This is a genomic window from Actinotalea soli (genome assembly GCF_017565425.1).
GTDB classification, from domain to species: domain Bacteria; phylum Actinomycetota; class Actinomycetes; order Actinomycetales; family Cellulomonadaceae; genus Actinotalea; species Actinotalea soli.
On sequence record NZ_JAGEMK010000002.1, the window covers coordinates 248,258 to 261,354 of the forward strand.

At 71.6% G+C, this 13,097-nt stretch carries 14 protein-coding genes; 7 read left to right on the forward strand and 7 right to left on the reverse strand.

The genetic code is table 11. The features are described 5' to 3' along the window. Nucleotides 1–204: 204 nt before the first annotated feature. On the reverse strand, nucleotides 205–1,317 hold the full coding sequence (locus J4G33_RS05440) for a winged helix DNA-binding domain-containing protein (protein ID WP_208054914.1): 1,113 nt from the start codon (nucleotides 1,315–1,317) through the stop codon (nucleotides 205–207). Between the two features lie 81 nt (nucleotides 1,318–1,398). Between J4G33_RS05440 and J4G33_RS05445 the strand changes: the two genes are divergently transcribed. Together J4G33_RS05445 and J4G33_RS05450 are read left to right on the forward strand one after the other, a co-directional pair. After that, on the forward strand, nucleotides 1,399–2,088 hold the full coding sequence (locus J4G33_RS05445) for a DsbA family oxidoreductase (protein WP_208054915.1): 690 nt from the start codon (nucleotides 1,399–1,401) through the stop codon (nucleotides 2,086–2,088). Between the two features lie 32 nt (nucleotides 2,089–2,120). Then, complete coding sequence (locus J4G33_RS05450) at nucleotides 2,121–2,480, forward strand: VOC family protein (protein WP_208054916.1); 360 nt, start codon at nucleotides 2,121–2,123, stop codon at nucleotides 2,478–2,480. 82 nt (nucleotides 2,481–2,562) lie between these two features. Here J4G33_RS05450 and J4G33_RS05455 read toward each other — a convergent pair whose 3' ends face one another. The 6 genes from J4G33_RS05455 to flgN all read right to left on the reverse strand — a co-directional run bounded on the left by J4G33_RS05455 (nucleotide 2,563) and on the right by flgN (nucleotide 8,181). Then, the gene (locus J4G33_RS05455; RefSeq protein WP_208054917.1) at nucleotides 2,563–3,066 is read right to left on the reverse strand and encodes a methylglyoxal synthase; all 504 of its coding nucleotides are present in this window, start codon (nucleotides 3,064–3,066) and stop codon (nucleotides 2,563–2,565) included. A gap of 419 nt (nucleotides 3,067–3,485) precedes the next feature. After that, entirely contained in the window at nucleotides 3,486–4,823 is a 1,338-nt protein-coding gene (locus J4G33_RS17735) for an EAL and HDOD domain-containing protein (protein WP_208054918.1), read from the reverse strand. A gap of 107 nt (nucleotides 4,824–4,930) precedes the next feature. Beyond that, nucleotides 4,931–5,374: a flagellar assembly protein FliW gene (gene fliW / locus J4G33_RS05465; protein ID WP_208054919.1), complete on the reverse strand. Its 444-nt coding sequence runs from the start codon at nucleotides 5,372–5,374 to the stop codon at nucleotides 4,931–4,933. After that, entirely contained in the window at nucleotides 5,371–6,273 is a 903-nt protein-coding gene (gene flgL, locus J4G33_RS05470) for a flagellar hook-associated protein FlgL (RefSeq protein WP_208054920.1), read from the reverse strand. Before flgL ends, fliW begins: the two co-directional genes overlap by 4 nt. A 2-nt stretch (nucleotides 6,274–6,275) precedes the next feature. After that, entirely contained in the window at nucleotides 6,276–7,691 is a 1,416-nt protein-coding gene (gene flgK / locus J4G33_RS05475) for a flagellar hook-associated protein FlgK (protein ID WP_208054921.1), read from the reverse strand. A gap of 7 nt (nucleotides 7,692–7,698) precedes the next feature. Beyond that, nucleotides 7,699–8,181 (reverse strand): flagellar export chaperone FlgN, encoded by a 483-nt coding sequence (flgN, locus tag J4G33_RS05480; protein ID WP_208054922.1) that lies wholly within the window; start codon nucleotides 8,179–8,181, stop codon nucleotides 7,699–7,701. A gap of 302 nt (nucleotides 8,182–8,483) precedes the next feature. Between flgN and J4G33_RS05485 the strand changes: the two genes are divergently transcribed. The 5 genes from J4G33_RS05485 (at nucleotide 8,484) to J4G33_RS05505 (ending at nucleotide 12,906) form a co-directional block, all read left to right on the forward strand. After that, nucleotides 8,484–9,353: a sigma-70 family RNA polymerase sigma factor gene (locus tag J4G33_RS05485; protein ID WP_208054923.1), complete on the forward strand. Its 870-nt coding sequence runs from the start codon at nucleotides 8,484–8,486 to the stop codon at nucleotides 9,351–9,353. 434 nt (nucleotides 9,354–9,787) lie between these two features. After that, nucleotides 9,788–10,609, forward strand: coding sequence for a flagellin N-terminal helical domain-containing protein (locus tag J4G33_RS05490; protein WP_208054924.1), 822 nt, complete (start codon nucleotides 9,788–9,790; stop codon nucleotides 10,607–10,609). Between the two features lie 135 nt (nucleotides 10,610–10,744). Continuing rightward, complete coding sequence (fliD, locus tag J4G33_RS05495) at nucleotides 10,745–12,100, forward strand: flagellar filament capping protein FliD (RefSeq protein ID WP_243758634.1); 1,356 nt, start codon at nucleotides 10,745–10,747, stop codon at nucleotides 12,098–12,100. A 12-nt stretch (nucleotides 12,101–12,112) separates the two neighbouring features. Continuing rightward, a complete protein-coding gene (fliS, locus tag J4G33_RS05500; protein WP_208054925.1) occupies nucleotides 12,113–12,559 on the forward strand; it encodes a flagellar export chaperone FliS in 447 nt (148 codons plus the stop codon). Next, nucleotides 12,559–12,906: a hypothetical protein gene (locus tag J4G33_RS05505; RefSeq protein ID WP_208054926.1), complete on the forward strand. Its 348-nt coding sequence runs from the start codon at nucleotides 12,559–12,561 to the stop codon at nucleotides 12,904–12,906. Before fliS ends, J4G33_RS05505 begins: the two co-directional genes overlap by 1 nt. The last annotated feature ends 191 nt before the right edge of the window (nucleotides 12,907–13,097 follow it).

Genomic DNA, 13,097 nt, shown 5'->3' on the forward strand with positions numbered 1-13,097 from the left:
GCGAGTGAACCTGCCTTCCTTCGCGAAGGACCCGCCCAGTGCCGATCGCTATCACGAGCGCCGTCACGTCCCGACCGCGCCACGGGCCCGACGATGATCACCGCGGTCATCGCCTCCGTCAGCCGCGGCGTCCACACCCCAACTACACCCGCGACTGTGATGAGCCTTGTCTTTGTCTCGCATCATGCTGTTTGGCGAGGGGTGCTATGGCCCGATCGCTTTCACCAGCCCTGGCACGCGTCCCCTGACCCTCGCGCCGACCTCCGCGAGCCACTCGACCTCGACCTCCCGCTTCTTCCCCCGCCCGGTCCACTTCCACAGCCCGACCGCGGCGCCGTCGTGCACGATGGTGTTGCGGAAGACGCCGTTGTTGCCGGGGACCAGACGTTGGGCGTGCTCGGGGGCGACCAGGCAGGTGCGGTCGGCGTAGCCGAGGACCGCCTCGTCGAAGCCCGGAAGGGCCAGGGTGCGGCGGGCCTGGGCGCGGTGCTCGGTCAGGCGGTCCGGCACGGCGGGGTCCACGTAGTGGGTGCGGCCGTCGGACTCGAGGGTCGTGAGCTGGTCGGTCACGGCCGCCAGACCTGCCCGGGCGTCGGCCATGGTGAGGTTCGTCCACCTGGCCAGGTCCTGGATCGTCGCGGGTCCGTGGCTGCGGAAGTACCGCAGCGCGATCTCGGCGAGGGCCTCCTCGCGGTCGAGGTGTCGAGGCTCGGGCACCCACTCCTCGAGCAGGACGAACTGGGGCTCGCCGTCGGCGGTCGGGCCCTGGCAGATCACGCCGCCCTCGGCCAGGCGGACGATCAGGTGGTAGCCCCGGCCACCGGTGGTGCCTTGGCCGGCCTCCTCCCAGAGGGCGAGGACCTGCGCCCTGGTCATCGCCCCGCCGCCACTCAGGGCGGCGACCAGCGCGTCCTGCGCACGGACCAGGTCCTGGTCGGTGAGTCCCAGCTCCGCCCGCCGCTTGGCTGCGGCTGCGAGGGAGCGCGGGGTCATCAGCGCCGCCATCCACGCGAGGTCCCGCGCGGGTGTCAGGTGCAGGGTGCCGCGCATCGGCCAGGACCGCACCACCCTCCCGGCGTCGAGGGCCGCGACGACGTCCTTCCTCGAGCAGCCCGCGCGGAGCGCGACCGAGGCCAGCGCGCCGGGGAGATCCTGGGCCTGCACCGCCGCGAGGTGCTCGACCACCGCCGTCGCCCGCTCGACCGGACCGGCAGACCCCGCGCCGTCGTCGGCCCACGGGCCTGGGCCCGCCAACCCCTGCGCGACCAGACGCAGCAGCGACAGCTCATGGCTCGACACCACCTGGGTCACCCTCACCTCCGCACGCTCTGCTGCGACGTGTGCCCCGATGCGTGATCGCCGCGGAATGCCGCCACGACCAGCCATGTTGGCACCGGCATGCCTTCAGCCCTGACCGTAGACGTGTGGTCCGACATCGCGTGCCCGTGGTGCTTCATCGGCAAGCGGAAGCTCGAGGAGGCCCTGCGCCGCTACGCCCTCACCGAGGACGCCCTCGACGTCGAGCTCACCTTCCACTCCTTCGAGCTCGCCCCGGACACCCCGGTGGACTTCGAGGGCAGCGAGATCGACTTCCTCGCCCACCACAAGGGCGTCCCCGCCGACCGGGTGCAGCAGATGCTCACCCAGGTCACCGAGATCGCCGCGGGCGTCGGCCTGCGCTACGACTTCGCGGCCCTGCACCACGCCAACACCCGCAAGGCCCACCAGCTCACCCACCTGGCCAAGGCCCGCGGCATGCAGCGCGAGTTGGTCGAGAAGCTCTTCAGCGCCTACTTCGAGCAGGGCCGCCACCTGGGCCACGACGAGGAGCTCGCCGACCTCGCCGCTGAGGCAGGGCTCGACCGCACCGAGGCCCTCGAGGCCCTGCGCGCCGGAACCTACGAGGCCGACGTCGACGCCGACATCGCCCAGGCTCGCGCCTACGGCATCACCGGGGTGCCCTTCTTCGTGATCGACGGGCGGTACGGGGTCTCGGGGGCGCAGGACCCCGCCGTCCTCGAGCAGGGGTTGCAGCAGGCAGCCGCCGACCGCGCTGAGGTGTCCGGGAGTGCCGCCGCCCCGGCCTGAGCATGTCGGTGCCCGCGCGTAGCGTGGTCCACATGGTGCACACCCATCACGCCCTGGACTACGTCGAGCTCCCTGCCCCGGACCTGGCTGCCTCGACGGCCTTCTACGCTCAGGCCTTCGGGTGGAGCTTCAACGACTACGGCGACGGCGCCTACGCGGGCATCCGGTCGGCCGACGGCGAGGGCGAGGTGGGGGGCCTGAACCCCGCGGCCCTGTCCGGCACGGTCGGCCCGCTGATCCTGCTGTTCTCGACCGACCTCGACGCCACCGTGCAGGCCGTCGAGCAGGCTGGGGGCGACGTCGTCCAGCAGCCGTACGCCTTCCCCGGCGGTCGGCGCTTCCACTTCCGCGACCCCGCGGGCAACGAGCTCGGAGTCTGGTCCGAGACCTGAGCGGCGGGACGCGGTCACTGGGCTGATGCCCGAGCCGCGGGACCAGGTCGTCGGGGTGACTCCCGGCGCGAACCAGTGCGGCCTACTCGGCGTCGTCCCCGTCGCCCTCGGTGGGGGACGCACCTTCCCAGGTCCGCGGGCCGACGTCGGGCCGGCGACGCTCGTAGTCGCTGCCCAGCAAGGGGGAAGAGATGACGTGGTCGGCTGTGGCGACGTTGGTCGCGGTCGGGACGTTCCACACGGTGCTGATGCGCAGCAGGGCGCGCACGTCGGGGTCGTGAGGCTGCGCCTCGAGGGGGTCCCAGAAGAAGATCAGGACGTCGATGCCACCCTCGGCGATCTTCGCGCCGATCTGCTGGTCCCCGCCCACCGGGCCTGACAAGAACCGGTGCACGGGCAGGCCGAGCTCGTACTCGAGCATGGTGCCCGTGGTCCCCGTCGCGTAGAGCACGTGGTGGGAGAGGGTGCTGCGGTTGTGATCCGCCCAACGCAGCAGCTCGACCTTCATGTTGTCGTGCGCGACCAGCGCGATGTGCCGCTGGATGACGGGGGCGCCAGCCCGGGGGGACTCCGTCGATGAGCTCATGCCCCTGACGTTCCCAGACCCAGGACCCGGGCGCCAGAGGCCGTGCGTGCGCCCTCGGTGCAGATGTGCGACGCCGGGCGAGCGCCAGGGACGGCTTGCGGAGACCGGGGTCGATCACGGTCACATGGTGACCCCGATCGACCCCGACCCTGCGCACCCGTCAGCTGCCACCCAGGCGCGCGCCGTCTCACGCCGAGGTCGCACCTTCGCACCGAGGACGCCCATGCACACGTGCGTCCGCGGTGCAGATGTGCGACGTCGACAAAGTGCCGAAGACCGCCCGCGGGGATCGGGGTCGGTCAGGGTCGCATGGTGACCCCAGTCGACCCCGGTCGGCCGAGGACGGCGACGGCGCCCGCATGGGAGGAAGAGGGCGTGCCGAGGACGGCTGGGCAAGGGCGGGCCTGCGGCCCGGAGGGTCAGGCGCCGCCGTCGCGGGTGACGGCCTGGGCGGTCTCGAGGGCGTCGGCGACGGCGCGCACGTAGGCGGCGGAGACGTCGGACGGCTGCAGGCCGGTCGCGAGCACCCCGGGCTCGTCGCGACGCTCGTGGGCGCGCACCGCAGCCAGCACCGGGCCGTAGGGGCCCTCCTCGGCGCGGATCGCGTCGGCCACCGCGTCGGAGACGCCGACCGTCTCGAGGATCACGTCGGCCGGGACCCCGAGCTGCACGGCGAGGCCGGAGAGCATGCCGACGGTGTACGCGGCGGAGTCCTCGGCGAGGGTCTCGCAGGCGAGGGCGCGGGCGAGGATGAACCACAGCGAGTCCATCGCGTCGGGCCGGGCGTCGAGCATGAGTGCCGAGACCAGGGTCGTGACCTCACGCACCCCGAGCAGGACGACGGCCTGGTGCACCGTGTCGATCTGGCTGACCAGGGCGAAGGCGCCGGAGTTGACCAGGTGCAGCACGCGCAGGGTCAGCACGGGGTCGGTGTCGACCACCTGGGAGACCGCGGCGAAGTCCACCTCGGGCTGGCTGAGCAGGTGCATGAGCGCGAGGCACTGGAGCTCGCCGGCGCGCAGCACGCGGGGCCCGGTGGGCGGGTCCCCCTCGGGGTCGCCCGCGGCCTGGGCGTCGGCGCGGGCGCCGTACCCGCCACGCAGGCCGTCGACCCCGGCCGCGCGGCAGTCGTTCTCGACCCGGCTGGTCTGCACGTCGGCCGCGAGCACGCGCACCCCGGCCTGGTGGGCCTGGTGGACGAGACGGGCGAGGGGCAGGTCGGGCTCGTTGGCGTCGACGACGACGAAGCTCAGGTGCGGCAGCAGCGCGGCCTGCTCGGCCTCGCCGCGGTAGTGCAGCAGGCTCAGGTGCACGCCCAGCGCACGCAGGGCAGCGGCGCGCTCGACGGCCTCGTCGCTGTGCTCGTAGCGTGCGGGCAGCTCGAGGACCAGGCGCCCGGGGGTGACCGGTCCGGGGACGAACCCGTCGAGCATGAGGGGGGTCGCGGGGAGGAACACGTACCGGTCGGCCACGAGGCTCGGCAGGTCGAGGGTCAGGTAGTGCTCGTGCAGCACGTCGGTAGGGACCGGGACCGGTCCTGTGCGGCGCTGCGCCGTCTGCTGGGTCGGCACGTGGGTCATGTCGACGCTCACGGCGACGGTGTAGCCGATCACGCGGCCGCTGAGGTCGGCCACCGGGTCACGGTGAACGGTCGACACCGCACCCGCGGGGATCTGCACGCGGGGGGCTACCGCACCTGTGGTCGCGGGGACGAGGACGGACGGGGCGGCAGGGGCGGCCGGCGGGGCAGTGTTCACGGGTGCTCCTCGAGCGGATGGGTAGCTGGCCGACCCATCGGCACGCGGGGACGGGTTGTGACGGTTTCGCCCGCTCGGGGCGCACGGCGAACGGGTGATTCGGTGATTCAGGCCGCGGAGGAACCGGCACCCAGGGGGGCGCGCAGCGGCCACTCGTCGCCGTCGAGCACGGTCTGCACGGCCCGGCCGGTGGACGGGTCCACGGCGATGGGGGCGAGCAGGTTGGCGGTCGGCGAGGCGCCGTCGTGACCGGGGTGCACGACGACGAGCAGCACGGGGTCCTCGGTGGTGCCCAGGGAGTGGCGGGCCCCGGAGAGCGCCGGTGCGTACTCGGGGAAGTAGGCCTGGGGCGGGACGACGAAGAGCCGGGTGCCGGCGTCCTCGGTGCTGCGCAGGGCGAAGAGGAAGCCGGTGTCGTCGAGCGGGGCGAGCTCGAAGCTGTGCAGCCCCGCCATGCCCGGCATCGCCTCGGCGAAGTCGAGGTTCGCGGTGACCGACCGTCGCCCGGGGGCGGCCGTGGCCGTGGTCCCGACGGTGACGGTGGCGCTCATCGGAGGAAGTCCAGCAGGCTCGGCTGCAGGACGCGTGCCGTGGCGCCGAGGGCAGCCTGGTAGGCGACCTCCTGCGACTGCAGCTCGACCATCGTCTCCGCCAGGTCGATGTCCTCGATCGCGGAGACCTGCCCCTTGAGATCCATGATGGTCTTCTGCACCCCCTGCTGGACGGTCTCGAGCCGCCCGTATCGTGACCCGACGGCCCCGAGCTCACCCAGCATGCTGTCGCGCCGGGTGTCGAGGTGGGCGATGTGATCGCTGATGGGGAGCCCGGCGCGCAGGTCCGCAGCGATCTGGTCGAGGAGGCCGAAGACCGACCCCGTCGCCGTGACCGGGTCCCACGGACCCTGGCCGTAGACCGCCGAGCCGTCGACGTCGACGCGCACGGTCGCGTCGGAGGAGATCCGCCGCTCGACCGAGGAGCCCGGTGCGCCCTGGTGGGTGTAGTCCGGTGCGAAGGCGACCCCGGTGTTCGAGGTGCCGGCGAAGACGCTGCGGCCGAGGAAGGAGGTGTTCGCCTCGGAGAGCATCGCGCTACGGATGCCCTCGATCTCGACGGCGATCGCGTCGCGGGCCTGGGCGCTCATCGAGCCGTTGGCCCCCTGGACCGTGAGGTCCCGGGCCCGGCGCAGCGAGTCGAGCGAGGTCTGCAGGGCGGAGTCGACCGTGCCGAGCCAGCCGATGCCGTTGTCGACGTTGCGTGCGACCTGCTCCGCGGCGCGCTGGCTCGCGCGCAGCTGCAGGGCGCTGGCCGTGCCGCCCGGGTCGTCGGAGGGCTTGGTGATGAGCTTGCCGCCCGACAGCCGACCCTGGAGGTCGGACATCCGGCTGAGGTTGAGCTGGAGGTTCGCGAGGGTCGACTTCTGGACCGTCTGCTGCGTGACGCGAGAGATCATGGCTACCTGCCCACCCGTCCGGTGCGGTTGATGAGGACGTCGAGCATCTCGTCGATCGTCGTCAGGACCCGAGCGGCACCCTCGTAGGCCCGCTGGTACGCGAGCATGTTGATCGACTCCTCGTCGAGGTCGACGCTCGTGGTCGAGAGCTGGAGGTTCTCGGCCGTGGCGCGGGCGGCGGCCGTGACCGTCGCTCGCTGGTCCGCAGCCTGGGTCTTGACGCCGATGTCGACGACGAAGGCCCGCCAGAAGGCGTCTGGACCACCCGGCAGGTTCGCCAGCTGGGACATCGCGTCGGCGGCGGAGCCGTCGAAGGCGCCCTGCCCGGGCGAGCCGGCGGCGATCTGGTCCGCGTTGGTGATCGCGACGGACATCCCGGCCGCGGCCGCCCCGGGGGCGAAGGCGAAGACTGCGCCACCCGGGTTCCCGGCGACGTCCACCCCGGTGGCGTGCTGGGCGTTGACCATCGTGCCGAGGGTGGTGGCCAGCTCGTTCCAGGAGTTGGCGGCCGAGGCCAGCAGCCCGCCGGGAGCGAGGTTCACGAGGTGGCTCGCGAGGGTGCCGCCCTGGGGGTTGAGCGGGACGTCGGGGCTGTTGGCCCACACCAGGCGGACCTGGTCGCCCGTCGGGGGAGTGACGGTGGCCTCCTCCATGAGCACCGAGCCCTCGAGGGCGACGGGCTTGGCGCTGATGCCGCGCACCAGGGCGTTCCCGGCGACCATGACGTCGACCGTGCCGTCCTCGCGGTGGCGGGCCTCGGCCCCGACCAGGCCCGAGAGCTTGGTGATGAGCAGGTCGCGCTGGTCGGCGAGCTCGTTGGCCGATCCACCGGAGACGGTGATCGAGCGGATCTGCTCGTTGAGGTGCGCGACCGCCTGGGCGGTGGTGTTGACCTCGGTCACCAGGGTCGAGGCCTCGGTGCGCATCTGCGACCACTGGGTCTCGGTCGCACGGTAGCCGGTGGTGATCTGACCGACGAGCGCGTTGGCCTGGCCGATCAGCACGTTGCGGGCGGCGGCGTCGTCGGGGCTGTTGGCGACGTCCTGCCAGCCGGCCCAGAACTTCGCGAGCTGGGCCGCGACGCTCGTGTCCGAGGGCTCGGTCAGGGTCGACTGGAGGCGGTTGAGGGCCTTGGCCTGGGCCGCCTGGAACGAGGAGCCCGAGGTCTCCGAGCGGACCCGGGCGTCGAGGAAGATGTCGCCGATCCGCGTGATGCCGCTGACCTTGACACCGTTGCCGGCGCTCAGGCCGGCCGAGTGCATCGACGGAGCCGAGAGCGCCTCGATGGACAGCATGTCCGCGCGCTGGCGGGTGTAGCCCTTGGTGTTGGCGTTGGCGATGTTCTGCCCGGTGACCTCGAGCGCCTGACGCTGGGCGATCATCGAGGAGAGGGCCATGGACAGGCCGGAGAAGCTCATCGGGGGATCACAGGGCCTGGTCGAGCAGCATGCTGCCACCGGTGGAACCGGTGGTCGCGCCGCGCGGGTCGTAGGTCTGGACGTTCTCCTGCAGGGTCATCAGGGTCTCCTGGGCGGCGCGGTGCGAGGTCGCGAGCAGGTCGCGGTTGCCCTCGGCCAGCGCATTGATCTGGTCGGTCAGGGAGACGAAGGCCTCGTGGTGCTCCTTGAGCAGGTCGTCCCACGGCGGGCGGGCGGCATCGGCGAGGACCAGCAGGCTGCTGCCCTCGGGGGCGCCCACCTGACGAGCGGCGTCGTCGGCCTCGACCGCGCGGCCGAGCTCGGCGTCACGGATCTGGTCCAGGACGCTCTCGACCTCGCGGGTGGCGTGGCCGAGCCACTGCGTCCGTCCGCTCGTGAGGATCAGCTGCTCCTCCTCGAGCTTGAAGAGCAGCAGCTCCAGGAGCTGGCGCTCACGCCACAGCACCCCGGACAGCTCGTTCAGGCCCATACGCCAACTCCTTCGTGTGCCGGCCCTCGGTCGTGCGCCGGTCAGAGAGCACATCGACCCGGCCCTGGTGATTGTGACGGATTCTGCTGGACCAGTTCGGTACGGGAACGTCTTGGTTCCCAGACTGTGACCTGGCTCACATCCCAAGTCGGACTTGCCCGTTCTGCGCCGATGCCATCCGGGACGAACCGGACAACGCTGCGGTGCGCGCAGGACGGGGCCGTGACCCGTTCGGCGTAACCACCATCCTTCACCCGCTCCTGGTCCTCAAGTGCTGGGCCCGCCGCGACGAAACCCGGTCTGTGAACGAGACAACCACCGCAGCCAACGAGCTCGTCGTCGAGCACCTCGCCCTCGTCGGCTACCACGTGAACTCCATGCTGAGCCGCGTGCCGTCCTACGTCTCCCGCTCCGACCTCGCGTCGGCCGGGCACCTCGCGCTGGTCCAGGCCAGCCGCGCCTACGACGAGTCCACCGGCGTCCCGTTCGCCCGCTACGCCGCGCTCCGCATCCGCGGGGCCCTCGTGGACGAGCTGCGCGGCATGGACTGGATCTCCCGCGGCGCCCGCCGCCGGGTCCGCCAGGTCAACGAGGTCTCCGACCAGCTCACCGCGACCATGGGCCGCGTGCCCTCGCGTGAGGAGCTCGCCGAGGCCATGGGCGTCGCGGTCAGCGAGGTCGACACGGCCCGCAGCGACGCCGACGTGCGCGTCCTGAGCATCGACGGTCTCGAGGCCGCCGGCGCCGAGACCGTCGTCGACGACGACCTCAGCCCCGAGGAGCGCCTCGTCGCGAACGAGAAGCTCCAGTACCTGCGTGCCGGGGTCGACAGCCTCCCCGAGCGCCTGCGCCATGTCGTCGAGCAGCTCTTCTTCCAGGACCGCCCGGTGGTCGAGCTCGCCGAGGAGCTCGGGGTCACGCAGTCGCGCATCAGCCAGCTGCGTACCGAGGCCCTCGCCCTGCTCAAGGACGGCATGAACGCGAGCCTCGAGCCCTCCCTCGTCCCGGTCGCCGCCCGTCCCGAGGGTGTCGCCGAGCGCCGCCGTCGTGCCTACTTCGCCCAGGTCGCGGCACGGGCAGCGCAGAACGCCCAGGCCGGCGCGGTCGTCGCCGTGCCCCAGCAGCACTCCGGGCAGCACGAGCAGGTCGCGCCGCTCTCCGCCGTGGGCTGACCTCAGCCCGAGCTGTCTCGACTCACCGACGAACGCCGGTCCTCCTCCAGGAGGGCCGGCGTTCGTCGTTCCTCACAGGTGTTCTCCGCGGGCGCGCGCGAGGCGGGGGTCACGGGCGCGCCCCGCGGGGTCCCGAGGTGGCGGGCGCACAGCGGCGGCACGGGTGGGGAGTGCCTCCCTCACCCGGGTGCTGGCGCCGCGGGCACCCTCCTGGTGGCCGGCGCACGGACCGGACGCCTGCCGGCCTCAGGGGTGTCGCCGCAGGTCAGGGGCCTCGTCAAGGGTCCGCGGGCCTCGATCTGTGACCCCGGACCAGGAACCCGCAGAAAAAGTTCTGCGAAAACCTCATCACACCGGCAGGGGGGCCGATCTTCAGGGTGCTCGCCCATGGAGGGGCGGCGATTTCGACCCCACATCAAGGATGGAGCACTACCATGGGTCTCTCGATCAACCAGAACATCGCGGCCGTCAACTCGTACCGCAACCTGTCCAACACGCAGAACGACCTGAGCAAGTCGCTCGAGAAGCTCTCCTCGGGCTTCCGCATCAACCGCGCCGCGGACGACGCTGCCGGTCTCGCGATCTCCGAGGGCCTGCGCTCGCAGGTCGGTGGCCTCAAGGTCGCCGCCCGCAACGCCCAGGACGGCATCTCGGTGGTCCAGACCGCTGAGGGCGCCATGACCGAGGTCCACGCCATCCTGCAGCGTCAGCGCGACCTTGCTGTGCAGGCCGGTAACGACTCGAACAACGACGACGCCCGCGCCAACATCAAGGCCGAGTCGGACAGCCTCTCCGAGGAGCTGACCCGGATCGCCGAGTCCACCAACTTCAACGGTGCCAACCTGCTCCAGGGTGGCGAGATGACGTTCCAGGTCGGCGCCGGCTCGGACGCCGGCACCAACCAGATCACGGTCGAGCTGGCCGACATCTCCGCGCTCGGCGCCACCATCGGTGCGCTCGAGTTCGACTCGGCTGCCAACGCCCTGCTCTCGATCGAGGCCATCGACACCGCCATCGCCGAGGTCTCGACCGCTCGTGCCGGGCTCGGTTCGGTCCAGAACCGCTTCGAGCACACCATCAAGAACATCAACGTCGCGGTGGAGAACCTGTCCGCGTCGGAGAGCCGGATCCGCGACACGGACATGGCTTCGGAGATGGTCAGCTTCACCCGCGCGCAGATCCTGTCGCAGGCCGGCACCGCCATGCTCGCGCAGGCCAACCAGATCCCCCAGGGCGTCCTCTCGCTCCTGCGCTGATCTGAGCGGTAGCAGTACCCAGCACGACCAGCAGTAGGTAGTACCAGCACGATTCCGGCCGGTGGCGGGGTGACCTGGACCGTCACCCGTCACCGGCCGGACCCATTCTCGTCCCGATCAGGAAGGAGCACGTTGATGGCCATGTTCGGCATCGACGGCCTCGCCAGCGGCCTCGACACGACTTCTCTGATCAGCAAGCTCATGCAGGTCGAGGCCATGCCCCAGACCCTGCTCAAGGCCAAGCAGTCCACGGCGCAGACCTTCGTCTCGGCCCTCCAGGGCCTGAACACCCGCGTGGCCTCCCTGGCCGACGCCGCGAGCAAGGCCGCCAAGGCCGAGTCCTGGCAGGCCTACGCCCCCACGAGCAGCAGCGACGCCGCCACCGCCAAGGTCGGCGCGAACGCCCAGGCCGGGAACGTCAGCTTCACCGTGACCAGCGTCGCGGCCACGCAGTCCTCGCTGCTGACCCTGCCGACCGAGTACACCTCGGCCACGCCCACGTTCAGCATCACCCGCGGTGGTGAGACCACCACCATCACGGCCTCCAGCACGTCGATCAACGACATCGCCAAGGCCGTCAACAGCTCAGGCTCGGGCGTCAACGCCTCGGTCATCAACGTCGGCACCTCCGCCGCCCCCGAGTACCGGCTCCAGCTGACCGGGGCCCAGACCGGCGCCGCGAACGCCTTCACGATCACCTCGGAGGACTCCGCGGCCCAGCCCGGGATCACGCAGATCCGTGCCGCGGCCGACGCCTCGATCATGCTCTTCCCGGGGACCGACGCCGCCGTGCCCGTCACCTCGTCCACCAACACCTTCACCGCCCTGATGAGCGGCGTCGACGTCACGGTGGCCAAGGTCACCGGGCCCACGGACGAGCCGGTCACCGTCACGGTGGCCCGCGACGACGCGGCCCTGGCCAAGCTCACGTCGGGGATCGTCGGCAGCTTCGGCGTCGTGCTCTCCGAGATCTCCTCGAAGACCGCCATCTCGACCACGCCCGGCACCGACGGCAGGTCCACGGTCAAGGGTGGGGTGTTCACGGGCGACAGCGCGGTGCGCGGGATCCAGTCCCGTCTCACCTCAGCCATGTCCCTGCCGGTGGACGGCGTCTCGCCCGCCGAGGTCGGGATCACCCTCAACCGGGACGGCAGCTTCACCTTCAACGAGGAGAAGTTCACCGCGGCCCTCGCCGCCGACCCTGCCAAGGTGCAGTCGATGGTCACCCAGATCGCCGAGCGGGTGGCCACGGCCGCCAAGGGCATCTCGGACAAGTACGACGGCACGCTGACCAAGAAGATCGAGGGTCAGCAGGGCCAGGTCCGTGACATGGGCAACCAGATCGAGAGCTGGGACCGTCGGCTCGACAACCGGCGGTCCGGGCTCGAGCGCACCTACGCGGCCCTCGAGGTCAGGCTCTCCGGGCTGCAGTCGCAGTCGAGCTGGCTCGCGAGCCAGCTGGCCTCCCTGCCCTCCTACTCGAACCGCTGAGCTGAGGACGTCATGAACTACGCCGCTCTCCGGACGCGCTACGTCGACGACACCGTCGCGACCGCGAGCCCGGCCAAGCTCCTCACGATGCTCTACGACCGCCTGGTGCTGGACCTGCAGCGTGCCGAGGCGGCCCAGCGCGAGGGGGACAAGGTCGCGGCCGGCCCGCACCTCACCCACGCGCAGGACATCGTCTCCGAGCTCGCGGCCACCCTCGAGGTGGGGTCCTGGGACGGCGCCAAGCAGCTCATGAGCGTCTACACGTACCTGTTGACCGAGCTCATCGGCGCCAACGTCGCCGGTGACGCCGAGCGCACCGCGGCCTGCCGCGAGATGGTCGAGCCGCTGCGCGAGGCATGGCACCAGGCCGCGCAGGAGATCGCCGTGACCGCCACACCCCTCGAGCCCGTCGGGACGGCCGCGCCCGGCCGCTCGCTCGGTGACCTGGGCGTGGGCTGATGGCCACCGAGACCACGGGCCCCGTCGACGACGGCACGACGGACTGGGGCACGGCCTGGGAAGAGGCCCTCGGGGCCCTCGAGCTCGACGTCGACGCCGCCGAGGCGATGCTCGCCCTCGACCATCTCGCGGACCTCCCGGCCCACGACCCGTGGTCCCCGCCGGTCCACATGGGCCCGCTGCCCGTCACCCTCGTCGAGCGTGCCAAGGCCGTGCTCGACCGTCAGATCGAGGTGGGTCGCCGGCTCGCCGAGGCCGCCGACCTGAGCCGCCGGCACAGCCGAGCGGCCCAGACCCTGCGCAGCGCCCCGCCGTCGAGCCCCGTCTACCTCGACACCCCCGCCTGACCCCAGACCCCCGGACCGACGACAGAACCCCGCGTGCCCTGAGGGCCGCGGGGTTCTGCTGTCCCCCGAACCGGATCTCGTGTCAGAACGTAGGGATACCCGGGGTATCCCACGTTCTGACACGAGATCGGTGTGGGCGTTGGGCCGGATGGGGGAACGCGGGTGAAGCCCCCACCGAACTCCTCATGCGC

What these genes read in the sequence shown, in the direction of transcription:
- J4G33_RS05445 (WP_208054915.1), top strand. Translation starts at nt 1,399, where the DNA reads ATGCCTTCAGCCCTGACCGTAGACGTGTGGTCCGACATCGCGTGCCCG.
- flgK (WP_208054921.1), bottom strand. Translation starts at nt 7,691, where the DNA reads ATGAGCTTCTCCGGCCTGTCCATGGCCCTCTCCTCGATGATCGCCCAG.
- fliW (WP_208054919.1), bottom strand. Translation starts at nt 5,374, where the DNA reads ATGAGCGCCACCGTCACCGTCGGGACCACGGCCACGGCCGCCCCCGGG.
- flgL (WP_208054920.1), bottom strand. Translation starts at nt 6,273, where the DNA reads ATGATCTCTCGCGTCACGCAGCAGACGGTCCAGAAGTCGACCCTCGCG.
- J4G33_RS05490 (WP_208054924.1), top strand. Translation starts at nt 9,788, where the DNA reads ATGGGTCTCTCGATCAACCAGAACATCGCGGCCGTCAACTCGTACCGC.
- flgN (WP_208054922.1), bottom strand. Translation starts at nt 8,181, where the DNA reads ATGGGCCTGAACGAGCTGTCCGGGGTGCTGTGGCGTGAGCGCCAGCTC.
- fliS (WP_208054925.1), top strand. Translation starts at nt 12,113, where the DNA reads ATGAACTACGCCGCTCTCCGGACGCGCTACGTCGACGACACCGTCGCG.
- fliD (WP_243758634.1), top strand. Translation starts at nt 10,745, where the DNA reads ATGGCCATGTTCGGCATCGACGGCCTCGCCAGCGGCCTCGACACGACT.
- J4G33_RS05450 (WP_208054916.1), top strand. Translation starts at nt 2,121, where the DNA reads ATGGTGCACACCCATCACGCCCTGGACTACGTCGAGCTCCCTGCCCCG.
- J4G33_RS05505 (WP_208054926.1), top strand. Translation starts at nt 12,559, where the DNA reads ATGGCCACCGAGACCACGGGCCCCGTCGACGACGGCACGACGGACTGG.
- J4G33_RS05455 (WP_208054917.1), bottom strand. Translation starts at nt 3,066, where the DNA reads ATGAGCTCATCGACGGAGTCCCCCCGGGCTGGCGCCCCCGTCATCCAG.